Source organism: Streptomyces sp. M2CJ-2, assembly GCF_016757295.1.
Lineage (GTDB): Bacteria > Actinomycetota > Actinomycetes > Streptomycetales > Streptomycetaceae > Streptomyces.
In genome coordinates this window covers 1-24079 of the sequence record NZ_JAESIF010000051.1, presented here as the reverse complement: position 1 = coordinate 24079, position 24079 = coordinate 1, and the positions used below count along the sequence as shown (strand labels likewise).

The following is a 24079-nucleotide window of genomic DNA, read 5'->3' as shown; positions in this document are numbered from 1 at the left end:
CGCGGCCGGTGGGGAGTCGCGCTGCCGGGTCAGCACGGGTCCCGCCACACCCCCAGTTCCGGCTTCTTGCGCATGGACGACAGCTTCAGCTCGCGGGAGTCGGCGCAGAACTCACCGGTCGGCTCCGCGTACTCCACGTGGAAGACCGCCTTGCCCGCCTCGATGAACGGAGTGAGCTCGGCGCACTCGCCGTACTGCGCGCACTCCTCGTTGACGGCGAAGTCGAAGTGCTCCACGAGCTGCGGGATCTGCGGCAGGTCGTTCTTGAGGCCCACCGACAGACCGCGTTCGTGCGCGATGTCCGCGATCATGCGGTTGTAGCGGAGCTGGTCGGCGGCGGTGAGCGGGAACCCGGTGTCGTGGTCGTAGCCCTCCATCAGGTCCGGCTCCACCGCGTCGAAGCCCTTGTCCCGGCACATGTCGAACCGTCGCTCCATGATCGGCTTCAGTACGGGGATCCGGCGGATGTCCAGCCAGCGCTCGCCCTGCCAGCCGTTGGTCCTGCCGAGGACGGAGCGCGGGAACGCGTCCCGGTCGGGCCGGAAGTCCTCCCAGGCGCCGACGTTGATGTAGCAGATCACCTTGCGGCCGTCACGGTGGAGGCGGGCCACGTCCGCCGCGGTGTTCTCGAAGCCGTCGATGTCGTAGACGGGCACCTCGACCGACGGGTCGGCCCTGCCGTCGAGCTGCCACTGCCAGGCGAGCCCGGGGCGCGGGCGCCAGAGTCCCCCACCGGGGGCGGGGGAGGTCCCACTCGGGGCCTCCGGTGAGGTGCGGGCCGGTGCGGACGACCGGGCGGCGTCCGTGTCCCCGGCGCTGCCCGGGGCGGAGCACCCGGTCAGGGCCGTGACGGCCAGCACGACCAGCGCGATCAGCCCGGCCGGCACAGCAGGCACGGCCCGCACCCTCGACGCGGGCGTGTGGGGCGGAGGCTTCCTGGTCATGCTCGTCCCTCGGTTTCGGTCACGGTCAGGGCAGGAGTCAACTCGGCCCAGGGATTGGGAAGTCCACCCGTCACGGGGCAGCAGACCCCGGCGCCGCGGTCCTGCGCGGTGCGTACGGCCAGGGGCACGAGTGCCCCGGGCACACCGTAGACGAGGTGGCAGATCCGTTCCGGTGGATGCGGTTTCACCCGGACGGAGCGGCTGAACGCGGCGACGTAGGTGGACCAGTGTCCCTCGAAGGTGACGGTCAGGTCGGCGAGGCGGACGTAGCCGGGCGCCGGGTCCACTCCGGGGTTGAGCACGACGGTCCGCGCGCCGGCCCGGCGCAGGGACCGGACCAACCTGCGGCAGCCCGGCAGGCCCTCCGGCCCCGCGGTCACCCGGTCCAGGAAGCAGCCGTCGACCGCGTACCACTCCCGGTGCCGACGTGCGTCGGCGGTGACCGCGGAGGGGTCCCGCGCGCCGTAGTCGGTGTCGACGTAGCCGAGCAGCCGGGCGCCGGCCGTCCGCAGCGCGTCCGCGACCGCCGTGAACGCCTGGTCCGGGCCGGTCCCGGGGCCGTTCGCGGGGTTGAGCACGACGGCGTGGGTACGGTCGGCTGCCGTGATCAGCCGGTGCCAGGCGCCCGGGTCCTCGGCCGGATGGACGTACAGAGGGATCAGCAGGCTCACGGCGCGCGGTCGCCTTCCGTCCCGGCGGTGTCCTCACCGCTGGCGCCCGTGCCGCCGTCCGCCCACAGCGCGGCCAGTGACTCCTCGAGGGTGTACGAGGGGTGCCAGTCGAGTGCCTCGCCCGCCGCCGTGATGTCGGAGCACTGCCAGGACACCGCCGCCGAGCGGGCCGAGCCTCCCGTGCCCCCCGTGTCCTCCTCGGTCCGCCCCCCGAAACCGGCCCGGCGGGCCAGCAGGTGTACCAGGTCGCGCACCCGGACCGCCTCGCCGCCGCCGATGTTGAGGACGGGCGGGAGCGGCCCGGCCGCCATGGCGGCGAGCGCCGCCGCACGCGCGACGTCGCGTGCGTCGACGAAGTCGCGGTACGCGGACAGGTCACCGAGCCGCAGCACCGCCCCTGCCCCTGCCCCTGTTCCCGCCCCTGCCTCTGGCCCCGCCCCTGCCGACGCGCCGGCCTCGCGCAGCAGGGCGGCGACCCTGCCGGGCAGCCCGGTGGGCGGCGCCCCCGGTCCCACCGGATTGCCCACCCTCAGCACCACCGTGTCCGGGCCGGAGGCCGTCACCACCGCCGTGCCCGCGAGTTTGGTCGCGCCGTACGGTCCGAGCGGGCGGGTCGCCGCCGTCTCCGTCACCCTGGTGCCCGGTTCCCCCAGGCCGTACTCGGCGGCCGACCCCAGGTGCACCAGGCGTGCCCGGGGAGCGGCCTGCCGCAGTGCGGCTCACAGGACGGCGGGGCCGCGGGTGTTGACCTCGGCCAGGGTGACCGCGTCCCCGGCGGTCGCGCCCGTGCAGTTGATCACGGAGTCGGGTGCCGCCTCCGCCAGGGTCTTGGCGAGCCGGTCGGGGGAGTCGGTGGCCAGGTCGATGCGCGGACCCGCGCCGGCCGCCGCGGTCGAGCGGCTGGCCTCGGGCAGCTCGGTGTCCGGCAGGCCGCGCAGATGGGCGACGACATGACGGCCCAGGTAGCCGGTGCGGCCCAGGACGAGAACGCGCACGGGTGCTCAGGCCCCCTTGAGCAGCATGGACTTGCGGGTGGTGAACTCCGCGTTGGCCCGGTCGTAGTCGTCGGCTCCGCCCGGTTCCAGTGCCATGGGGCCGCTCATGCGGCCACGCTCCTTGTCGCCATGGGTGACGGGACCTGTGTGCGCTCGCCCGGAGGCGGCGCGGCACAGTCGGCCGGCCGGACACTGCGCGTACAGCCCGGTGCCGTCCTGTGTCCCCGTGTCCTGCGGTGTTCCCGTGTCCTGCGGTGTTCCCGCCTCGGCCGGATGCCGCCGGGTGCCGGACAGTTCGAGGTAGACGGCGCTGGAGTTCGACGCCGATGTCCTTCATCCGCAGGTTCACCACGGGGGTGTCGTCGGCGAACAGGTCCGCGTAGCCGTCGAGCACGCCGTCCAGGACCGGGTAGGCGATGCGGTCCTCGGCCAGGTTGGACTGGTGGACGAAGTGCGGCTTGGGGTCGTTGGCGAGGACGTGGCCGAGCGCGATCCGGGTCTCCAGGGGGACGATGTGCTCGGTGTATCCCGTCGCGGTGTCCAGCGGAGCCGGCAGGCACGTCGTGGTGGCCGGGTTGTCCTCGCAGATGCCGCTTCCGCCCTGGGCGCGGCTGGTGTAGATCCAGTTGTACTCGTCGACCTGCTCGGCTGTCCGCCCGGCGTTGAAGAAGGCGATTTCGCCGGGAACGGGTTGTCGTCGGGCAGGACCACCGCCTGGTACTTGGCGCGTGGTCGCCCGTCCACGATGTCGGCGAGGAAGCCGGAGTCGATGACGGGGCGGTCGGACCGGGGTGAGGTCCACTTCGGTGTACGGCGTGCCGGCGGTCTTCAGTTCGGCCGCGATCGCGTCCACGGCCGGGCCTCCGTCGCTGACGACCAGCACGCGCAGGTCGACACGGGGTAAGACGCGGGGTAAGTCGTCGGCGGCGTGCGCGGCCGCGCTCGGCACGCCCAGGGCAGCGATGAGTGCGCCCACCGTGAGCACGGCGGTGCGTGTGATCCGCTTCATGCGGTGCAGTCCCCTCCCGCGGACAGGGCTGGACACCGCTCCGCCAGAGCCGACGCACCCCCGCGCGCGACGCCGGCATCCCCCTCAGAAGCCAGTCGTCGACGCATCCGTCGCGTCACATAGTGATGACTTTGCGTGCTTCTTATGGGCTAGTTGCGAAAACTGGCGGAAAAGCGCGGGTGACCATCAGGGTGTCGGCGGGCCGGAAGCGACGGGCGCGGCTCCCCGGGACGCGGGAGGCCGGAGCGGGCGCGCGGAAGTCCTGAGCAGGTCGAAGACGTGAACGGAGCACCGGCGGGCCGCGGTGAGCCGGGACGGGCGGCGCTGCGCCGGGACAGGGCGTCGATCACCTGGCGCTCGCCCCGGCCGCGCAGCAGGAGCAGCACGAACGGGTCGGCGTCGAGCAGCCGGGCGGTCCGGTGGCAGAGGGCGGCCGATCGTCACGGGATCCAGGCGGCTCACGGGCCGCCGTCCGGCGCGTGTTGGTGGGTCAACCTTGGTGCTATACGCCGCACAGTTACTGCCCAGTACATGACACGCTACTGATGCACCGCGCGTATGACTTACGGCTACGGCAGGGACAACCTCACCGCGTAGCCGTGAGGAGGGCGACGACGCCTACACCACCGTCCACCCCGAACGGCCTCTCACCCAGGAGGCTTGGGACCTTTCCAGGAGGAGCAGTTGCCGCATCCTACAGCACGATCGCTTGCTCCCGCTTCGTCCGCGCGGCATCAAGGCAGTCAGAGCGTTCTCCCGCAACCGGACTCATGGCGCGTCCTCATCGTGGAGCCCGATGAGCAATGGGCAGAACCGCTCATCCGGATCCTGCGCCGCAATGGGCACGACGCTCATGTGGTCGCCGACGGGGTGTCAGCGCTGAAGGAGCACCACCGACACGAGATCGTCCTGCTCGACATGGAGCTCCCGGACGTGGACGGGCTGGATGTGTGCCGGTCCATCCGGGCGGTCTGCGACACACCCGTCCTCGCCGTCACCTTCCGCGACAGTGAGCTGGATCGAATACTGGGTTTCCAGGCCGGAGCCGACGATTACGTCGTCAAGCCGTACGGCGTACCGGAGCTGTTGGCCCGCATATCCGCTGTGATGCGGCGAGCGCGGCCCAGCAGACCCGCGAGTCCCCACATACGGTTGGGGCCGCTCACCATCGAACGGGAGACCCGTTCGGTCCTCCTGCACGGGCGTTCCGTCCCTGTCACCCTCAAGGAGTTCGAGCTGCTGCTGCTCCTCGCTTCCCAGCCAGGAGCCGTGGTGTCCCGGCGCCAGATCCTCCAACAGGTCTGGCAGGACACCGATATCCGGCGAAGCCGGACCATCGACACTCACATCAGTAGCCTGCGCCGGAAGCTCGGCTCTGCAAACTGGATCATCACCGTCCGAGGCGTGGGCTTCAGGCTGGGGCATGTCGCTCAGCGACCCGACTGATCCGTCCGGGGTCCGTATGCACGGCCGTCAAGCCGATCGCATGCGGACGGGTTCACGGCAATCGGTAGGCCCCTTCCGGCAGATCCTCATGCGCCTCGCCCAGTGCCGCGTTCCGCGTCCGAGAGTACGTTCACCGACACTCGGCCGATGGCATGCGAGTGCGGAAGCGAAGTCGGGTACCACTGACGGCATGACCGACCACCGGTCGGGCACTCGGTTTCATACTGGCGTGGGCCCGGCAGGCGTCCGACCCTTCACTCCCACGTCACCGCCGCTCCAACGCCACGCGCGTCGGAGCGGCACTTTCCTCCCGGCCGTGCCGGGCAAGCGAGATGCCCCAGGCCACCAGCACTGCGGACAGGCAGACGGAGCCCGAGGCCATGAGAGCGCCACGGACTCCCCACTGGTCCGCGAGCCATCCCGTGAGCAGCGCCCCGAAGGGGGTCGTGCCCTGGGATATGAGGGTGTAGAGGGCCATGACCCGGCCTCGGTGGGCCGGATCGGAGCCGAGTTGGACACGGTGGTTGCTCGATTGGGCGAAGGCCACCATGGCACAGCCGGTGAGTCCCAGGCCGAGCAGCGCCGTGGTGAACGTCGGCGCCAGTCCGGAAAGGGTCACCAGAACGGCGAAGGACGCGGCCGTGGCAAGCACCGCTCGCTCGCTCGGCCGGCCCCGGCGCACCGTGGTGGCCATGGCACCCAGCAGGGACCCGGCCGCCATGGCTGCGGTGAGCAGCCCGAACGCCGAGGCATCGGTGTGGAAGACCGTGCTCGCCAGCAGCGGCAACGTCACCTGAAAGTTGAATCCGGCCAGGGTGACGACAGCGGTGAGGGCGAGCGACAGCGACAGGTGCCCCCGCTTTCCTACGTACCGCAACCCCTCCACCACTCCTCCGCGTTCCCTCCGCCCTTCGGTCCGGTGAAGTTCCGAGGTCCGCACGGAGCGCAGGCCGGCCACCGTGAACAGGTAGCTCACCGCGTTGAGCAGCATGACGCCGCCGACATCCACGAAACCGATGAGCAAGCCGGCGGTGGCGGGCCCCAGCACCCGCGCGACGTTGAAGTACGCCGCACTCAGAGCGGAGGCGTTCGGCACCAGAGGCGCGTCCACCAATTCGCTGATGAACGACATGCGCGCCGGGATCTCGACCGCGTTGACGACTCCTGTCCCAGCGGCGCAGGCGATGATGTGCCACAGTCCCGCTCGACCGGACAGCACGGTGAGCCCCAGCGCGAGAGCCAGCAGCGCGGACATGGAGTTCGCCGCCATGAGCAGCCGTCTCTTGTCCAGGCGGTCGGCCATGGCGCCACCCGCCAGGGTCATCAGCAGGACGGGCGTGAACTGGGCCGCCGTGACCACGCCGAGCGCCGACGCGGATGCGCCGGTCATCCTCAGCACGAGCCAGTCCTGGGCGGTGAACATCATCCAGGTGCCGGTCACCGAAGCGACCTGGCCCAGGGCGAAGAGCCGGAAGTTCCGCACCCGTAGCGAGGCGGTCATGTCCGCCAGGAGACCCGTACGCGTCACGGAGCCGTGGCCTCCGTCAGCGCCAGGCACTCCTCCAGGAAGGCGAGAGCCCGCAGATGGTAGCTGCGGGCGGCTCTGCCCAGGCTGATGTTGTGTCCCGCGCCCGCCAGGTGCTCGCTCCGAGCCAGTGGCGCGTTCAGCCGGGCCGTCATGGCCTGTACGGTCTGCGGGTCGCTGCGCCACCACCGCTCGTGCTCGGCGAAGGTGAAACGCACCGGTACCCGGACGCGTTGGGCCACGCGGGGATACCTGTCCGGCCAGTCAGCCATCTCCCACGCCTCCCGGGCCGGGACGGAGGTGACGAGTGCGCCGGCGAGCCGGAAGGTCCCGGGCGGGTAGAGTCCCGGCGGACCCCAGTGCATCCCGTGGGCACGGCGGCCGTCGACCGTGGCGAGTTCGCTCGGGGTCACGGCCCACCGGTCGCTGATCCCTGAGACATCCACCCCCAGCAACCCGTCACCCGTCCAACGTGCGGCTGTGCAGAGTGCCGCCTTCCCGCCCAGTGAGTGACCGACGAGGAAGACCCCCGCACCGCAGACGTGGTTCAGCCGGTACGCCGTCACCGCCGCGAGCAGACACTCCGCCTGCTCCTCCAGGCCCATGCCCCTGGGCAGTTGTCCGGCCGAACGGCCGTAGCCGGGGCGATCGAGCGCAAGGGCGGCATACCCGCACGAGGCCGCCAGAGAGAGCAGCGACGTGGCGGGGTCGGCTGGACCGTGGAAGTACCCGGCCCTCATGCCCGCTCCGTGGAGGGCCACCACCAGGGCTCGAGGTGGGGACGCCGGCTGCGCGAGCAGTCCGGAGAGGAGGGTGCCGCCGACGTCCAGAGTGACCTCGTGGACCGGTGCGCGCTCATCGCCGGACACGGGGGCGGCGATCGATGGACCGGGCATGGGCACGGGAGCATCTCCCTCGTCGATGTCGGATCGCGGGACGTCAGGACGCCTGCCTGGTGCGCACTCCGGGCGTCGTGGATTGCCGGGCTTCCTCGTGGGAGGACCGGTACAGCACCGCTCCTCCGTGGCCACGTCAGTCGAGACCCCGGACGATGTGCGGTTCGAGGAGCCACTCGTCCTCGTCGTTCGGGTGGCTTTCGGAGACCGGCAGAGCACGGTCGGTCCGGTGACCGGTTTCCTCGGTCTCTTGGCGAGAGTCTTCCTGGTGGTGCATCGAGTCCTCCCGGGGACGGCAGAGCAGATGATCGCCGGTCGGCGTTTCGCGGAGGATCGAGCGGTCGCTCACTGGGGCGGATTGCCGTGTTTGCGCAGCGGCAGGTCGGACTGCTTGCCTCGGAGCATGGCCAGTGAGCGGACGATGACCTGCCGGGTCAGGGAAGGATCGATGACGTCGTCGACGAGACCCCGCTCAGCCGCGTAGAACGGGTGCATCAGTTCCTCCCTGTACTCCCGGATCCTGCGACTGCGCACCTCCTCCGGATCGTCGGCAGTCGTTATCTCCTTCCGGAAGATGACGTTGGCCGCGCCCTCCGCGCCCATGACGGCGATCTCGTTGCCCGGCCACGCCAGGGCGAGGTCTGCACCGACGGCACGGGAGTCCATGACGATGTACGCTCCCCCGTACGCCTTGCGCAGCACCAGGGAGATCCTGGGAACGGTCGCGTTGCAGTAGGCGTAGAGAAGTTTGGCTCCGCGCCGGATGATGCCGTCGTGTTCCTGGGTGACGCCGGGCAGGAATCCCGGCACGTCGACCATGGTCACCAGGGGGATGTTGAAGGCATCGCAGAACTGCACGAAGCGCGCTGCCTTCTCACTGGCGTCGATGTCCAGTACGCCGGCGGACGACAGGGGCTGGTTGGCGACGATCCCGGCGACCTCCCCACCGAACCGCGCCAGAACACACACGATGTTCCGTGCCCAGTCCGGGTGGACCTCGAAGAGCTCACCCTCGTCGACGATCTCCTCCACGACTGCTCGTATGTCATAGCTGCGACCCGGATCAGCGGGCACGAGGTCGAGCAGGGTCCCGGTGAGGCGTGTGAGGGGGTCATCGGTGGGGACTGCCGGCGGCAGCTCCCGGTTGTTGGACGGCAGCAGCGACAGCAGATGCCGCACGTCCGCCAGACAGGTCGCCTCGTCGTCGTAGGCACCGTGGCACACCCCCGAGACCGTCGCGTGCACGTCGGCCCCGCCCAGACCGTTCTGGGTGATGTCCTCGCCGGTCACCGTCTTCACCACGTCCGGGCCGGTGATGAACATCTGGGACGTGTCCCGCACCATGAAGACGAAGTCGGTCAGGGCCGGTGAGTACGCTGCTCCTCCGGCGCAAGGGCCCAGCATCACACTGATCTGCGGGATCACTCCGGACGCCTTCGTGTTGCGCAGGAAGATGCCGCCGTAGCCGGCGAGCGCGGACACGCCCTCCTGAATGCGGGCACCGGCGCCGTCGTTCAGCGACACCAGTGGCGCACCGGCCGCGAGAGCCATGTCCATGATCTTGTGGATCTTCTCTGCGTGCGCCTCGCCGAGGGCTCCGCCGAAGACGCGGAAGTCGTGGGCGTACACGAACACGGTGCGCCCCTGTACCGTGCCCCACCCCGTGATCACACCGTCACCGGGCGGTCTCCTGCCCTCCAGGCCGAACCCTTGCGCACGGTGTCGGCGGAGCGGCTCCACCTCGACGAACGAGTCCTCGTCCAGCAGCAGTTCGATGCGCTCGTGCGGCGTCAGCTTTCCTCGGGCATGCTGCCTACGGGTGGCTTCGGCATCGGGGCCCTGTCGTGCGGCCTCCTTGCGCGCGGCGAGTTCCGCCAGCCGGCCGACGCGAGATGAAGGGGTGTCGTCTACAACGGTCATCGTTCTCCTCGGATGCCGTGCCGTGATGGGTCACCTTTCCCCGGCGAGGTGCCGGTGCGCGCCGAGGTCCGCGTCATCGACTGCGGAACGACTGCGCGCGTCCGTCCGGGCGAAGCGGCGTGGGGAGAAGGTGCGTGGAAAGCGTTCCGGCGCCCGCCTGCGGCGCCGGAACCCGCTGTACGGGCGACGGCCCGGGCGCGCAGAGCCGCCCGTGCCGCCGGCACCGTCCAGACACAACCGGGCGAACGGATTCAAACAGTCTGGGTGGTCAGATGCGTGTTGACGGCCTCGATCAACGCCCGGGGCGTCGTGGAGTCGTCCAGGTCGGCGTCGTCCAGCATGATGTTCCACCCTCGCTCGATCCGACCGCCGGTTTCGAGCAGTGCGAGGGACTCGTAGCCGAGGTCCCCGAAGTTCGTGTCGAGGATGTCCTCGCCGAGATCGACGCCCTCCTCTGCGCCCGCGCTCTCGAGGAGGACGCGTCGCAGGTCGTCCAGGGTGAAGGCGGAGTCGCTCATGTTCGTGTGCCCCTTTCGGCGGTGAATGGTCTTCCTGACGTCGCGGATACGTCTACGCGGTGTACGGCCGCCGGTCTCTGGCCTCTTTGAGGGACCGGGCCCACCAGAGGAGTTGCTCCAGCATGACCTTCGCCGCGTGGTTGCAGCCCTCGGGATCGCTCGGTTCGCCCTGCTCGTCGAACTGCTTCCAGACGTCCGGGAAACTGACGCTGTCCCGGATGGTGACGGTGTGCAGTTCGGAGAAGACGAGTCTCAGCTGTTCCACTGCCCTCAGCCCTCCGGACCGGCCCCCGTACGAGACGAACCCGACCGGCTTGGCCTGCCACTCAGCCGTGTGCCAGTCGATCGCCGCCTTCAGAACCGCCGGATAGGCGTGGTTGTACTCCGCCGTCACCACGACGAAGGCGTGGGCGGCGGCCAGCCGTGGGCTCACCGTCGCCAGACGGCGGGCCGCGTCGGCGTCCGGCGGCTGGGTGATCACGGCAGGAAGCGGATCGGCGCCGAGATCGAGGACGTCGATCTCGAACTCACCGAAGTTCTCGGCTTCGCCGCGGAACCACCGTACGACGGAGGGACCGGTGCGGCTGCTGGGTGGGCTGCCGGACAGCACGGCGAGACGGATACGTTCTGGTGACATGGCTGACCTTTCAAAAAGGGCTGTGGCCGGCTGTCGGTGACCGGTGTCCGTGGTGTGCGGTGGAGTCCGGTGCCGCACCGCGCGGGGTCAGCTCCTGCCTTCCGCGTAGGCCTTGGCGTGATTGAGCGTGGCGAGGCTGTTGGTACTCAGCGCGGTGTGCACGTACTCGCGTGCTTCCTCGACCGTGGCCGATGCGCCGAGGACGGCGGCGATGTTCGCGGTGTTCAGCACGACGGTGTGCTGAGAGGTGGCCGTCACCCCCCCGACGTCCTCGAGGAAGGTCCAGACGCCCGTGTGCAGGGACATCAGCGCCGGGAGGGTGATCTGCTTGTAGGCGATCCTGTGGTGCGGGAAACAGACCCGGTAGGACTTCGTGGTGTGGGTCGAGCGGTCCTTGGCCCGGGTGTCCATCTCGAGGAGCTGCAGTCCCGGCTCGTCCTCGGTGAGGCGCACGGTGGCCACGTGCGGCAGCCTCTCGGACCACAGGTGGGCTTCGTTGATGAAGTCGTAGGCGTCCTTCGCCGAGCCGCTGATCCGCACCGTGTCCTCGAACGAGAAGGTGACGTCCTGCGAGGCGTGCGCCCGTTCCACGTTCTCCTTGAGGGCGGACAGCTCGGAGCGTGAGTTCCGGTCGACGGCCTGGTCGATCCAGGCCAGGGACTCGAGGTCGTCGTCCACCGCCCGGTAGTCGTGCAGCAGCCGTACCCGGGACTCGCCCGGTGACAGCGGCTCGATGATCCAGTCGCCACCCATTTCCGCGACCGGCGGCGCGGACACCTCCTGCCGGAAGGCGACCCGCAGGTTCCGCGGGTCGAGAACGCGCCGTGAGGTCCAGTTCTTCGCCACGCCGTTGGCGGTGGCCCAGATCCGGATGCGTTCGCTGTCGCCCGATCGCTCCACCTGGTCGACGTACAGGGTCGGCGGAAAGATCCGCGGCCAGTTGCCGACCTCGGCGATCAGGGCGTAGACGGCCTGTGCCGGCGCGGCGACGGTGATCGTGTGTTCCACCTGTCGGGTGACGGGCTCGCTCATACCTGCTCCTTGGTCTCGGTTCGGTGGGTCAGAAGTTGCCGAGGCCGCCGCAGACGTTGAGCGCCTGCGCCGTGATCGAGGCGGCCGTGTCCGAGGCCAGATAGCCGACCAGCCCCGCGACCTCCTCCGGGGTCGAGTAGCGGCCGAGCGGGATCTTCGCCTGGAACTTGGTGAGCACGGCCTCCTCGTCGGTCTCCCACGCCGCGGCGTAGCCCTCCCGCACCCGCTGTGCCATGGGGGTCTCGACGTATCCGGGGCACACGGCGTTCACGGTGATGCCGGTGGGCGCCAGTTCGTTTCCGAGCGCTTTGGTGAAACCGACCACTCCGTGCTTGGACGCCGAGTAGGGCGCGCCGAGCACCACGCCCTGTTTGCCGGCGGTGGAGGCGATGTTGATGATCCGCCCCCGGCTGCTGTGCCGCATCCGGCCGGTGTTGAGCACCTCGCGGGTCATCCGGAAAACACTGTGCAGATTGGTGTCGATCACGTCGTGCCAGAGCTCGTCGGTGATGTCCGCGGTGACCCCTCCGCCACTTCGGCCCGCGTTGTTCACCAGGACGTCCACGGTGCCGTGACGGGCGACCGCGGTCCGGACGAATTCGTTCACGCTCTCGTCGGAGCGTACGTCGAGCGTCAGGCCGTCGGCCGACCAGCCCTCCGCGCGGAGTTGCTCGACCCTTTCGGCCACCCCTTCCTGGCTGCGGGCCCCGATGAACACCCGGTGCCCCTGGGTGGCGAAGAGCCGGGCGACGGCAAGTCCGATGCCGCTGGTCGCTCCTGTGATCAGTACAAGACTCTGGGCAGGCATATGTGTCCGTTCTCGTGGGTGGTGGTGGGCGGCAGCCGCTCAGTCGGCGGCGGTGACGACCATCGCGGAGTTGAACCCTCCCTGGCCGCGGGCCAGGACGAGAGCAGTGCGCACGTCGGCGGCGCGCGGCCGGCCGGTGACCAGGTCGAGGCCGTATTCGACCGCGGGCTCGACGTTGATGGTGGGCGGTATCAGTCCGTTGCCGATCGCAAGCAACGCCGATGCCAGGTCAAGGGGGGCGGCACCGGAGTAGAGCCGGCCGGTCATCGTCTTCGGCGCTGTCACGGGGACACCGCGGGTGCCGAAGACGGCATTGATCGCTTCCGCCTCCGTCCGGTCGAGTTCCGGTGTGGCCGCTGCGTCCGCGAAGACGACATCGACGTCCGACGGGGACGCGCCCGCGTCCGCAAGGGCCAGCGCGATGGCCCTGCGCAGACCCGGGGTCCGGCCGCTCCCCGGCTTCGGGTCCATGGTCGCCCCGTAGCCGGCGATGCGTCCGTAGGCTCTCGCACCGCGCGCCCGCGCGGCCTCGGCGGCCTCGAGGACGAGGATCGCGCCGCCTTCGCCCGGGACGTGCCCCGCCGCCTCGGAGTCGAAGGGCAGGTACGCGCGGTCGGGCTCGTCGCTGCGACTCAGCCGTCCACCGGCGAGCTGGGCCACCCAGCCCCACGGACAGATCGAGGCGTCGACGGCACCGGAGACGACCAGCGGTGTTCCCTTGCGTATCTGACGCCGGGCCTGGGCCACCGCGTCGAGGCCCCCCGCCTGATCGCTGACGACGACTCCGCTGGGGCCTTTCATGCCGTTGCGGATGGAGATCTGGCCGCTGTTGACGGCGTAGAACCAGGCGAAGGACTGGTACGCACTCACATACCGGTTTCCCTGGCCCCAGAGCTTGCGCAGTTCGTTCTGCCCGAACTCGAATCCGCCCGAGGAACTGGCCGTCACCACTCCCATGTCGAAAGCGGGCTGTTCCTGGGGGTCTATCCCTGCGTCGGCCAGGGCCCAGTCGGCGGCGACCAGGGCCATCCGGGTCATGTGGTCGGTCTGCGGAAGCAGCCTGCCGGGCAGATGGTCCTCCGCCACGAAGCCCGGTACCTCACCGGCCAGACGCGACGGGTAGGGCGTGGGATCGAACCGTGCGATCCGGCCGATGCCGCTCTTGGCGCCGCAGACGGCTTCCCAGTAGTCGTGCGTGCCGAGTCCGTTGGGCGCCGCCACGCCCAGTCCGGTCACCACCACGGTGGTCGTCATACGAGCCTCCTCTCGGGACGTGCGAGGATCATCGCGCTCTGGAAGCCGCCGAATCCGCTGCCGACCGTGAGAACGACGTCCGTGAGCTGATCCCGTGCCTGGAGCGGTACGTAGTCGAGATCGCATTCGGGGTCCGGGGTGCGGAGGTTCGCGGTCGGTGGCACGACGTTGTGTTCCATCGCGAGCGCCGACGCGGCGATCTCTATGGAGCCGATCGCGCCGAGCGAGTGGCCGACCATCGACTTGATCGAACTCACCGCGGTCCGATAGGCGTGCTCTCCCAGGCTCTTCTTGAACGCCGCCGTCTCGTGCCGGTCGTTCTGCTTGGTGCCTGAGCCATGGGCATTGACGTAGTCGATGGCGTCGGCCGGCATCCGGGCCTCGTCCAGCGCCACCCGGATGGCCTCGGCCATTTCCGCGCCGTCCGGACGCAGCCCTGTCATGTGATACGCGTTGCTTCGGGTGGCATAACCGGCGATCTCCGCGTAAATGTGCGCTCCTCTACGCCTGGCGCTCTCCAGCTCCTCCAGGACGAAAAAAGCGGACCCTTCTCCGAGTACGAATCCGTTACGGGTCCCGTCGAATGGCCGGGACGCGCGTTCAGGTTCGTCACTGCGCGAGGTGGTCGCCTTGATCGCGTCGAAACAGGCCATGGTGATGGGGGAGATCGGGGCGTCCGAGGAGCCCGCGATCATGACGTCGGCGGAGCCCTCGCGGATCACCTCGACGGCGTGACCCACGGAGTCGATTCCGGAGGTGCAGCCGGTGGAGACCATGGTGCTGGGGCCTTCCGCGCCGACCGCCCACGCCACCTCGGCGACGAAGGAGCTGGGCACGAGGTAGTCGTACAGATGAGGGGCGGCGTAGGCGTGGTCCACGAGCTCGAGCCGGCCTCCGTCGCTGACCACCCGGTACTCCTCGTCCAACCCCATGGTGGCGCCGACCGCGCTGCCCACGGTGACGCCGGTGCGGTAAGGGTCGAGGCCGCCCATCTCGATCCCGCTGTCGGCGACGGCTCCTCCGGCCGCGACCACGGCGAACTGCGCGGCGCGGTCCATCCGCCGGATCTCCTGCGGACCGAGGCCGTGCTCCCACGGGTCGAAGTCGACCTCGGCCGCCACCTTGGACCGGAACGGCGCAGGGTCGAAGAAGGTGATGCCGCGGGTCGCTGTGCGGCCTTCGCTGATGAGGCTCCAGAAGTTCTTGACGCCGATTCCCCCAGGAGCCAGCACTTCCATGCCCGTGATGACCACGCGTCGACCACTCATGCGGTCTCCTCCGGAATATCCATACGTCCTTCTTCCTCACATTCGGATTACACCGAAACGAATTGCTGTGCTTCGCTTCGATGTTCGCGAGCCACAAACAGTCTTGCCTGCGGGCCACTATTACTTCAACGCCTGGAAGTGCAGAGCTTGGTTAAATCGAGTCACACACTGTCATGAAGGTCGGACGCACATAAAAAAGTGCGGCTGAGAAGGGCCTTTGACCCTTCTCAGCCGCACAGCTTTCTTACGCACGGTTGCGGATGAGTTAATTTCCAGGCGAATCCTGAGACTCAGGAATCCTGACGGCGAGCAGAACCACCACGACGAGTGCCGCCAGGCCGGCCGCGGCCAGGAAACCGGTGGTGCTGGACGTGGCCCCGATCAGCGGCCCCAACAGCAGCGGCGAGAGGAACTGGCCGCCGAAGATGACGGTCCCGGCCAGCGCAGCCGCACGGCCCCGCAGCGCTCCGGGCGCGTTCTCGTTGATCAGTACGGTGAGCGAGGGCAGCGACAGCCCCTGGCCGGCTCCGAGCAGTGCCGGGCCGAGCAGCACCAGTGCCGGATGGTCCGCCAGTCCGAGGACGGTGAAGGCACCTGTCCAGGCGAGGGCGGCGATGCGCAGCAGGGCCGGGTAGCTCAACCGGACACGCAACCGCGCGTACACGAGACCCACGAGACTGCCGACGGCGCTGCTGACCACCACCGAGTACAGCGCCACCGTGAGCGGTTCGTGGATGCCCAACGCGGCGAGCCGCGCGGGCAGGAAGACCACCATCGCGTACAGGAAGACCGACGACGCGGCCTGAAGGGCGTAGAAGCCGAGCAGCACCGGGTTGCGTCGTATCAAGGTGACGACGCCGCCCTCACGGGCTCCTCGACCGCCCCGGCTGTCGGGCAGGACGAAAAGGGCCAGCAGCCCGAGCGGCACCCCGATCAGGTACACGGCGAAGGGGGCGTGCCAGGAGATCCCGCCGAGGGCGCCGCCGAGGAGCGGCCAGGTGATGCCGCCGACGCTGTTGGCGGCCGAACGCCAACCCATGACGCGGTCCTGTCGGGGCCCCTGAAACAGTTGGAGCAGGGCGACGGTGGTGCCGATGAAGACGGCTGCCGCTCCAACGCCGAAGACCAGCCTGCCGGCGATCAGGACGGGGTAGGAGCCGGCGAACAGACCGGTGGCCCCGCCCAGTCCGTAGAGGACGAGGCCGAAGGCCAGCGGCGTTCTGACGCCCCGGCGGTCGATCAGCCGCCCCACCAGCGGGCTGACGACGGCGACGGCCAGCGCATGGGCGGTGACGACGAGGCCGGCCGCGGTGCCGCCGATCTGGAGCGCCCCGCGCATCACTTCCACCACCGGAGAGACGACTGAGCCCGCCATCACACCCAGGGTGGAGGCGAGCAGCAGGGTGACCAGTGCGCCGGTGCGGCCGGGGCCCGCCGGGTCCCGGGCGGCGTCGACCAGCCCTCCTGGCACGGGTGCGGGAGCCTCTTCCCCGGTGGGATGCTCGGTACGGCCGGTCATGACACGGTGCGGTGGGTGAGCCCGTTTCGGCTTGCCGTGCGGCCGAACGGCAGAGATCGGGACGGATGGTCCATGGTGCAGTACCTCGTATCAGGGCGAGTGGGCTCCGCCGGGCCTCGCGCCCGGCGGAGGGAGAAGGCAAGAGGCGGGGCGCATGTCGAAGGCGCCCCGCCTGCTCAGCCGACCAGCAGGACGACCTTGCCCCTGCCGTGGCCCGCCTCGACGTCGCGGTGCGCCTGTGCCGCTTCTTCCAGCGTGTAGGTGGCCCGTACGTGGATGTTCAGGGTTCCCTGCACGTACAGGGACACCAAGGCGTCCAGCCGGTTCGCAGACCGCTGGCTTCCGATCCAGCGCGCGCCGAGTTGCTCGTACGCCTCGACCGAGGTGATCGTGCCGACTCGGTCCTTGTCCTTGACCAGTTCCACGGCGGCCCGCAGCCCGTCCGCGCTGGCCGCGTCCAGCGCCGCGTCCACCCCGTACGGGGCCAACTCCCTTACTCGGTCGACCAGTCCGTCGCCATAGGTGACGGGTGTCGCGCCCAGCGCACGCAGGTAGTCGTGGTTCGCTTCACTCGCCGTGCCGATGACGGTGGCGCCCAGGTAACGGGCGATCTGCACCGCTACGGTGCCCACACCGCCGGCGGCCCCGTTGACGAGGAAGGTGTCGCCCTCACCGACCCCCAGGGCCTCCACTGCCGTGTGTGCCGCCTGCCCGGCGCCGGAAAACCCGCCCGCGACCTCCCACGGCATGGAGACGGGTTTCGCCACCACCTGGTCACTCGGCACGACCACGTACTCGGCGTAGGTGAACTGGGTGCGGAAACCCAGCACCTCGGTGCCCACCTCCACACCCGTCACTCCGTCACCGACCTGGTCGAGGACCCCTGCGAACTCGCCCCCGGTGATGTGCGGGAAATCGATCGTGAAGCCGGGAGCACGGCGCCCGGAACGGACCGCGCAGTCAATGGGCTGGACCCCTGCGGCCCGGACCCTGACCCTGACTTCTCCCGGCCCGGCCTGAGGTGTCGGAACGGAGACCGTCTCCAACACCTCGGGGCCCCCGAAGGAGGAAAACGCCGCTGCTCGCATGGATGACAACCTTTCGTCTCGTCCTCCTCGCCGAGCCCGACGAGGAGGTGGACCAACTCTGTGACCTCAAGAGCAGTTGAGGTCAAGGGACGGACGGGCCGGGAGCAGAACAGATCCTCCCGGCCCGCGTCCCTCGTCGGCTCAGCTCTCCATGAGCCGCCGCGAGTGCTAGCGCAGCCCCGAGCCGTCGTGCTGAAGAGTGCGGTGGCGCACCAGCCACCCCGTGCCGTCGGGCACCAGGTGGTCGTGGCAGACGACGCTGGCGAAAATCTCCAACGGTCCTCCGAGCCGCGTGCGCATCGCCAGTGCATAGTTGCGGGTGCGCAGGGTGCCGTCCTGCTGCGGAAGCACCTGGAGCATTCCGAGCCAGTGCCGGAAATCGGTCTGCTCCGCCTCCAGCCGGTCGGCCCGCTGTCGGCAGGAGGCGGCGATGGCCGCCCGGCCGCGCAACGGCTCCATCCGGCTGGCCTCCTCGAAGACCGCGTCCTCAGTGAAGGTGTCCGCCCACTCCTGCGCCTTGCGGTCGTCGATGAGCCCCATCTGCCATGCGTAGAACTGCTGGATCTGCGTGTACAGCTCCGCGGTCACGAAACCGCCTGCTGCCGCGACGGGGGGTGCGGGGGTAGCGCTCATCGGTAACTCACCTCTCTGCTGGTACGAATCCTTCGGAGATCGGTCAACGCCGTACGGTCGTGCTGGAGAGCACCACCGGCACGGCGGGGTCCGGGTAGCACTGGGTGGGGTTGAACTCGGAGGTGGTGGGATCCAGCGACCGGAGAGCCAGGCCCGGGTCGTCGAAGCCGGTTCCGGCGGCCTTGGTGGTCAGCACCCCGGAGGCCGGCGCCTTCACGGTGGCGGTGACCCTCGGCAACTGGAAGGTCTGGCCACCGAAGAAGGGGCCGCTGGCGGTGAGGTACAGCGTGTCGCCCCTCACCTCGACGGTCTGTTCCGAGTCGCCGAGGTTGCTGCCGCCGGAGAGCTCGACGTCCACGGCCATGCTGCCCTCGGGCAGGGTGACGGCCACCGTTATCTCGCGGACCTCCTGTTGGTACGCGGGGTTGAGGGTGAACGGCGACGAGAGGTAGGAGACGTCGAACTGCGAGCGGGGAGCCACCTTGGCCGGGGCCTCCACGTCCCAAGCCCGGGTGCTGTTGTAGGAGAGCCAGGCGCCCTCCCGGTATGCCTGGCAGAGGTAGCCGACGGAGGACTCGACCGCGGTTGCGGATCCCGCCAGTGCCGGGGAAACGATCAGGGCGCCGAGTGCGGCGAACACCGTGCGGACCTTCCAGTTGCCGAACTTCTTCATGGGTGTGCTCCTTCGCGTGATGGTGGTTGTGGACGGGATGTACGCGGCGCTGCCCCTGGGCCGAAGACCGGGGTGCCGCGGGGATGCGGCGGGCCGTGGCCGGCGGTCACCAGAAGAGGCCGCCGTTGACCTCGAGGACGTGGCCGTTGACGTACGAGCTGTCGTCACCGGCAAGGAACACCGCCGCCGACGCCACCTCGTCGCCCCGGCCCATACGGCCGGAGGCGAGTTTGGTCCGGAATTTCTCCCAGACCGCCTCGTTCTGCCTGAGCTGTACGCCCATTCCCTCGTCGATGAAGCCCGGCGAGAGGCAGTTGGCTGTGATGCCGTCCGCGGCGACCTCGACCGCGAGGACCTTGGTGAACGCCTCGACCGCCGCCTTGCTCGCGCCGTAGGCGGCGGCGCCGGGCGCGAACCTGCTGCCCAGCACCGAGGAGACGGTGATCAGTCGGCCCTCGGTGCTCAGTCGGAGATGCGGGATGGCCGCCTGAGCGCAGTTGAAGACACCGGTGACATTGGTGTCGATCACCTCCGCCCAGTGTGCGGGGGCGAGTTTCTCCACTGCTCCGGGGCGGCTCACGCCCGCGTTCGCCACCACGATGTCGACCGTGCCGAAGCGGTCGGCGGCGGCGCTCATGAGGTCCTGGGCAGAGGCCGGGTCACGGACATCGACCGGATGGAAGGTGACACGGGCACCGCCCGCCACCGGTTCCGGTCGCCAGTTGCCCCGGTCACGGGAAGCCACGACGACGTCGGCGCCTTCCTCGAGGAATCTCCTTGCGAGGCGCCACCCGATTCCTCGGGTCCCTCCCGTGACGACGGCGGTCTTGCCGCTGAGCCGCGTCATGCGGCCTGCTCCTGCCCGGCTGCCGCTTCCAGAGCCCGGAGTACCGCGGTCTGGCGGGTGTCCCGGGCACGGACCAACGCGCTGTAGGTCCGGTCACCGTAGGCGTCATCGGCCTGAGCGATGAGGGTCGCGATGGTCTCCTCGTCCATGGGAGGGCGCCCCAGCAGTTCCCAGCCCTGTTCGAGCCCGGCGCCCAGGGTGCTCAGCCACTGACGCAGTCCCCCTTCACCGCCTCCCAGGTGGAAGGCGAGGAACGGACCGATTGTGGCCCAGCGCAGTCCGATGGACTCCGTCACGATCTCGTCCAGTTCCTGAACGGTGACGACGCCCTCCCTGATGAGGTGGACGCTCTCCCTGAGCAGGGCCGACTGCAGGCGGTTGGCGGCGAAGGCGGTGATCGGCCGGCGCAGCACGACGGGAGTCCTGCCCGCCTCGCGGTAGAACGCGACCGCTTCCGCGACGGCGGCACGGTCGGTCGCTTCGCCCGCGACGATCTCGACCAGCGGCACCACATGGGGCGGGTTGAAGGGATGGCCCACCACCAGGCGGGAGGGGTCCGCCATGAGGGTGCCGAGATCGTCGGGGGTGAAGGTGGAGGTGGAGGAGAGGATCAGCGCCTCGGCCGGAGCCGCCTTGCCGATCCGGGCGAAGAGCGCACGCTTGAGCTCCAGGTCCTCCGGAACGTTCTCCACGATGACGTGGGCGTCGGCCACCGCTCGTTCCAGGTCCGGCTCGAAGGAGAGAAGGGAATCGAAGGTCTCGGGGTCGCCGGTGCCGTCGGGGAGGTGGCCGGCCGACAGTTCGATGCCGCGGCGGACGATCTCGGGCGCTTCGGGACGCCGGCTGTTGACCCGAACCTGCATGCCGTAGCCGAGGAAGAGGGTGATCCAGCCCAGTCCGATGGTGCCCGTGCCGATGACGGTCACGGTACGTCGCTGCTGTGTCATGGTGCTTCCTGTTCCGGGGTCAGCGGTGGAAGAGCTTGGGGATGACGTCTTCGGCCATCAGCCGCATGGTGGTGGCGGCTTGCTCGAAGGAGAGGTGTCCGGAGTGGACACCGAGGCTGATGACGATGTCGTCGCCGAACCACTCGGCGATCTGCTCCAGGTCGGCGCGTACCTGGTCGGGTGAACCGATGAGCAGCTTGCGCGCGGCCATCTTCTCCTCGAAGTGCGACCGCCCGGTGGCCTCGAAGAGCTTCTCGTAGCCCGGATAGGCCGAGCTCGTGGTGGACCCCCAAGCCGCTACGGCCTCGTGGATGGCCGCGGTGTTGCGGTCGTCGTCGTAGCGCCCCATGCGGCGTGCCGTCTCGTCGTCGGCGGCGACGACGCACGGGTAGCTGAAGTGGATCTGCTCACTGCCCGGGGCGTGCCCGGCCGCGATGCGCTCCGAGCGGTAGACGTCCAGCCTGTTCTGCAGTTCCTCGGTGGACATGACGTTGGGCACAGTCTGCAGATGGTGGCCGTCCCGTCCTGCGGCCGCGCAGGATTCGGCGCTGCGAGCCGTGGTGACGAACACCGGAGGGTGCGGCCGCTGCACGGGGCGGGGGAGCAGGGTGACGGGACCGAACTGGTGGAACCGCCCCTCGAAGACCACGTCCTCCTCGGTCCACAGCCGTTTGATGGCCTGGACACCCTCCTTGAAGCGGTCCTGGCTCTCGTCCATCGGCACACCGAACGCCTTGAACTCGTCGGGCAGGAAGGCCCGGCCGAGAGCGGCGTCGAGCCGGCCCTTGGAGATGTTGTCGAGCATGGCGAGCTTTCCGGCCAACTTCACCGGGTGCTGGAACGCGGGAATGGTGGCGCTGGTCCCCAGCCGCAGGTTCCTGGTGCGTCCGGCCGCGGCGGCCAGGAAGGTGGTGGGGTCGGGGCTGTAGCCGCCGTAGGCGAAGAAGTAGTGCTCCACCATCTTCACGTGGAGCAGCTCGAGCTCCTCCGCGAGGTCGACGAGGCGCAGGCACTCGTCGAAGTACTGCTCGGCGGACTTGTCCCCGGGTCCCACGGTGGGAAAGAAAACTATGCCGAACTTCATCCTGGCTCCTTTTCGTTTCGTGAAGGTGTGCCGGTACCGGCCCGACGGGGGCAGGCCCGGATGCCGGGCCGGCGGGGGCTGCCGTGGTCACCCGTGAGAGGCGCTCCTGAGGAGGTGCTCGCCGTAGACGGAGCCCGCCGGATCGACTCGGAGGGCCACATGGCCGGCGATGCCGTGCAGGTCACGCCAGATGCGCTGAAGGGGGTCGGGGGGGAGTTGGCCCGTGCTGCCGACCGTTCGGTAGAGACGCTCCACTTCGTCCACCAGCAGTTCCACCGCCAAGGCGCAGTCCGCCGGGTTGCGCAGTTCCTCGGTGGCGCCGGCCGTGGCGTCGTCGGCCACCCGGGCTGCTCGGCCGAGCAGCATGTCAGCCGTGTCGATGCCGGTGGCAGCCCGGGCTGCGACGAGTCTCGCGCCGGGGTCCGGGGCCGGGCGGCCACCCACACGGGCGCACCAGACCTCCAGCGCCGCGCGGGCCGCGCCCAGGGCGGGCCCGGCGAACAGCAGTCCGCTCAGCACGCGCAGCGGAACGGTGTGGCACCGCGCCACCGATGTCGTACCGGCGCCTTTGAGCATGGCCTCACGCGGAAAGGCCCGGTGACGGGGAACGTATGCTTCCGTGGCGATCAGGGTGTTGCTTCCGGTGCCCCGCATGCCCACCGGGTGCCAGGTGTCGGCGATCTCGTAGTCCGCACGCGGTAACGCGAAGAACCACAACTCCGCCCCGTCCTCTTGCGGCACCTGTGCGCAGACCAGTGCCCAGTCGGAGATGCCGATGGCGCTGGTGAAGTCCCATTCCCCGGACACCCGCCAACCGTCGCCGTGCCGGGTCGCCGTCCCACAGGGCATCAGAGCTCCGACGATCACGGAGTCGGGTCCGGCCGCCCATATCTCCCGTTGTCCCGCCAACGGTAGGTAGGCCCCCATCCGGGCGGCTCCGGCGATGACGGAAGCACACCATGCCGCAGAGGCGCAGCCTTCGCCGAGCGTTGCCGCGGCACGCAGCAGATCCGTGACGGATCCGGCGCTACCACCCCACTCCGTGGGAACGAAATGACGCGCGAAGCCCGCTTCCCGGATGGCGTCGGCAACGGGTGGCGGCAGTGCACGCGCCATGTCCGCCTCGGCGGCATGGAACAGTGCCGTCTCCGCGGCCTTCTCGGCGAGAACTTGCAAACGGGCGCTGGACATCTGGCGAGATGTCATGACTTCCTTCCTGTCACCGCCGCTATGGGCGGCGGGCAACGGTTGTTCAAGCAGCGCAGTCCGGCAGGCCCCCGTGGTAATCGACCATCGAAGCGAAGAGCTGCTCGATGTCGAGCCGGCTGCCGGGGGCCTGCCCCAGCGCCTCCGCGTAGGCGCGGTGCAGGTTCGGCACCAGCCGTTCCACGTCGAGCAGTTCGTGGTAAGGCCCCAGGTCGGCCTCACGCGCGGCGTCCAGAGGACTCAGGCCGGCGGAAAGTCCGTCAGCCGCCAGCTTCTGCACGAAGCGCAGATATCCGTACGTCTCGTCGAGGATCTCCGGTCCGGCGACGGGTCCGTGCCCCGGCACCACCGTCTCGGCCTCGAGCATCCGGAGTTCGTCGATCACCTCGATGGAGCCGGAGACCGAGCCGGTCAGGCAGAAGGGCGTCACACCCGACATGACGACGTCCCCGGTGAACAGGACCCGTTGTTCCGGCAGCCAGACCAGTGTGTCGCTGGTGGTGTGGGCGACGCCCAGGTACAGGAGTTCGGCCGGGATGTCGCCGACGTGCAGTGTCATCCGGTCGCAGAAGGTGAGCGCGGGTAGCTCTACGGCGATCTCGCCCCACTGAACGTCCGGCCACAGCCCGGTCAGATGCAATCCGGCCACCGCCATCTCGGCTCGGGCCTGTTCGTGGGCGACGATCACGGCTGTGTCTGTGAACTGACTGTTTCCGAAGGTGTGGTCCCCGTGCGCATGGGTGTTGACGAGGTACCGAGGAGGTGTCCCACTGACCCGGCCCACCGCCTCCTTGAGCGCCCGCGCCCGGACCTGGGTGGCAGCTGTGTCGACCAGGGCCGTGTGCCCCGGCGGGGCGATGATCCCCGCGTTGTTCAGACACCACCCGCCGTCGGGCTGGACATAGGCGAAGACGTGCTCCGCGACCTCCTGGACGTGGAAGGCCGGCGGGTGTGCGCTCTCGGCCGCTGTTCTCATGGGGACACTCCTGACTCGTTCCGTCGTCGGCCGCCCCTGAGCGGGCATGGGGAAGCCGTGAACCGGCCGATCACCGGTGGAAAAATGCGGGGGTCGGTCCTCTGAACCTCAGTCCTTGATCTCGCAGATCACCGCGCCGGAGGTGACCGACGCGCCGACCTCGGCGCTCAGCCCCTTGACGGT

General features: G+C 69.5%; 22 protein-coding genes and 3 pseudogenes. 1 reads left to right on the top strand and 24 read right to left on the bottom strand.

Annotation, left to right across the window (positions count from 1 at the left end; genetic code table 11):
• Window positions 1–29: 29 nt before the first annotated feature.
• From JL475_RS28630 to JL475_RS40380, 5 genes and pseudogenes are all read right to left on the bottom strand, one after another.
• Window positions 30–896 carry an endo alpha-1,4 polygalactosaminidase gene (locus JL475_RS28630; protein ID WP_307825186.1) on the bottom strand — a complete coding sequence of 289 codons (867 nt, stop codon included), beginning with the start codon at window positions 894–896 and terminating at the stop codon, window positions 30–32.
• 44 nt (window positions 897–940) lie between these two features.
• Window positions 941–1615, bottom strand: coding sequence for a spherulation-specific family 4 protein (locus tag JL475_RS28625; protein ID WP_202280860.1), 675 nt, complete (start codon window positions 1613–1615; stop codon window positions 941–943).
• Window positions 1612–2610 (bottom strand): annotated as a pseudogene (locus JL475_RS28620) (NAD-dependent epimerase/dehydratase family protein). Before JL475_RS28620 ends, JL475_RS28625 begins: the two are co-directional and overlap by 4 nt.
• A gap of 6 nt (window positions 2611–2616) precedes the next feature.
• A pseudogene (locus JL475_RS41525) lies at window positions 2617–2700 on the bottom strand (nucleotidyltransferase family protein); the annotation flags it as partial.
• Between the two features lie 214 nt (window positions 2701–2914).
• Window positions 2915–3280: pseudogene (locus JL475_RS40380) on the bottom strand (hypothetical protein); the annotation flags it as partial.
• 1125 nt (window positions 3281–4405) lie between these two features.
• Here JL475_RS40380 and JL475_RS28610 point away from each other — a divergent pair.
• Window positions 4406–5065, top strand: coding sequence for a response regulator transcription factor (locus tag JL475_RS28610; protein ID WP_307825185.1), 660 nt, complete (start codon window positions 4406–4408; stop codon window positions 5063–5065).
• Window positions 5066–5330: 265 nt separating this feature from the next.
• On the opposite strand, the gene JL475_RS28605 is transcribed toward JL475_RS28610, so the two are convergent.
• The 19 genes from JL475_RS28605 to JL475_RS28515 form a co-directional block, all read right to left on the bottom strand.
• Complete coding sequence (locus JL475_RS28605; protein WP_307825184.1) at window positions 5331–6593, bottom strand: MFS transporter; 1263 nt, start codon at window positions 6591–6593, stop codon at window positions 5331–5333.
• Window positions 6590–7486 (bottom strand): alpha/beta hydrolase, encoded by an 897-nt coding sequence (locus tag JL475_RS28600; protein WP_202280858.1) that lies wholly within the window; start codon window positions 7484–7486, stop codon window positions 6590–6592. Before JL475_RS28600 ends, JL475_RS28605 begins: the two co-directional genes overlap by 4 nt.
• A 136-nt stretch (window positions 7487–7622) precedes the next feature.
• Entirely contained in the window at window positions 7623–7763 is a 141-nt protein-coding gene (locus JL475_RS28595; protein WP_202280857.1) for a hypothetical protein, read from the bottom strand.
• Between the two features lie 68 nt (window positions 7764–7831).
• Complete coding sequence (locus JL475_RS28590) at window positions 7832–9406, bottom strand: acyl-CoA carboxylase subunit beta (protein ID WP_202280856.1); 1575 nt, start codon at window positions 9404–9406, stop codon at window positions 7832–7834.
• Between the two features lie 251 nt (window positions 9407–9657).
• On the bottom strand, window positions 9658–9924 hold the full coding sequence (locus JL475_RS28585) for an acyl carrier protein (RefSeq protein WP_202280855.1): 267 nt from the start codon (window positions 9922–9924) through the stop codon (window positions 9658–9660).
• A 52-nt stretch (window positions 9925–9976) separates the two neighbouring features.
• Complete coding sequence (locus tag JL475_RS28580; RefSeq protein WP_202280854.1) at window positions 9977–10561, bottom strand: NADPH-dependent FMN reductase; 585 nt, start codon at window positions 10559–10561, stop codon at window positions 9977–9979.
• An 87-nt stretch (window positions 10562–10648) separates the two neighbouring features.
• Window positions 10649–11593 (bottom strand): aromatase/cyclase, encoded by a 945-nt coding sequence (locus tag JL475_RS28575; protein WP_202280853.1) that lies wholly within the window; start codon window positions 11591–11593, stop codon window positions 10649–10651.
• Window positions 11594–11621: 28 nt separating this feature from the next.
• Window positions 11622–12401, bottom strand: a complete 780-nt coding sequence (fabG, locus tag JL475_RS28570) for a 3-oxoacyl-ACP reductase FabG (protein ID WP_202280852.1) — start codon at window positions 12399–12401, stop codon at window positions 11622–11624.
• Between the two features lie 39 nt (window positions 12402–12440).
• Window positions 12441–13655 (bottom strand): ketosynthase chain-length factor, encoded by a 1215-nt coding sequence (locus JL475_RS28565; RefSeq protein WP_202280851.1) that lies wholly within the window; start codon window positions 13653–13655, stop codon window positions 12441–12443.
• Complete coding sequence (locus JL475_RS28560; protein WP_202280850.1) at window positions 13652–14923, bottom strand: beta-ketoacyl synthase; 1272 nt, start codon at window positions 14921–14923, stop codon at window positions 13652–13654. The genes JL475_RS28565 and JL475_RS28560 overlap by 4 nt, the downstream gene beginning before the upstream one ends.
• 265 nt (window positions 14924–15188) lie before the next feature.
• On the bottom strand, window positions 15189–16442 hold the full coding sequence (locus JL475_RS28555; protein WP_202280849.1) for an MFS transporter: 1254 nt from the start codon (window positions 16440–16442) through the stop codon (window positions 15189–15191).
• Between the two features lie 176 nt (window positions 16443–16618).
• Window positions 16619–17530, bottom strand: a complete 912-nt coding sequence (locus JL475_RS28550) for an NADP-dependent oxidoreductase (RefSeq protein WP_202280848.1) — start codon at window positions 17528–17530, stop codon at window positions 16619–16621.
• A 168-nt stretch (window positions 17531–17698) separates the two neighbouring features.
• Window positions 17699–18163 carry a nuclear transport factor 2 family protein gene (locus tag JL475_RS28545; protein ID WP_237408555.1) on the bottom strand — a complete coding sequence of 155 codons (465 nt, stop codon included), beginning with the start codon at window positions 18161–18163 and terminating at the stop codon, window positions 17699–17701.
• A 43-nt stretch (window positions 18164–18206) separates the two neighbouring features.
• Entirely contained in the window at window positions 18207–18836 is a 630-nt protein-coding gene (locus JL475_RS28540; RefSeq protein WP_202280847.1) for a hypothetical protein, read from the bottom strand.
• A gap of 106 nt (window positions 18837–18942) precedes the next feature.
• Complete coding sequence (locus JL475_RS28535) at window positions 18943–19683, bottom strand: SDR family NAD(P)-dependent oxidoreductase (protein WP_202280846.1); 741 nt, start codon at window positions 19681–19683, stop codon at window positions 18943–18945.
• A complete protein-coding gene (locus JL475_RS28530; protein ID WP_202280845.1) occupies window positions 19680–20630 on the bottom strand; it encodes a 3-hydroxyacyl-CoA dehydrogenase NAD-binding domain-containing protein in 951 nt (316 codons plus the stop codon). Before JL475_RS28530 ends, JL475_RS28535 begins: the two co-directional genes overlap by 4 nt.
• 19 nt (window positions 20631–20649) lie before the next feature.
• Window positions 20650–21714: an LLM class flavin-dependent oxidoreductase gene (locus JL475_RS28525; RefSeq protein WP_202280844.1), complete on the bottom strand. Its 1065-nt coding sequence runs from the start codon at window positions 21712–21714 to the stop codon at window positions 20650–20652.
• An 87-nt stretch (window positions 21715–21801) separates the two neighbouring features.
• Window positions 21802–22920: an acyl-CoA dehydrogenase family protein gene (locus JL475_RS28520; protein WP_202280843.1), complete on the bottom strand. Its 1119-nt coding sequence runs from the start codon at window positions 22918–22920 to the stop codon at window positions 21802–21804.
• Between the two features lie 46 nt (window positions 22921–22966).
• Window positions 22967–23896, bottom strand: coding sequence for an MBL fold metallo-hydrolase (locus tag JL475_RS28515; protein ID WP_202280842.1), 930 nt, complete (start codon window positions 23894–23896; stop codon window positions 22967–22969).
• Window positions 23897–24079: the final 183 nt, after the last annotated feature.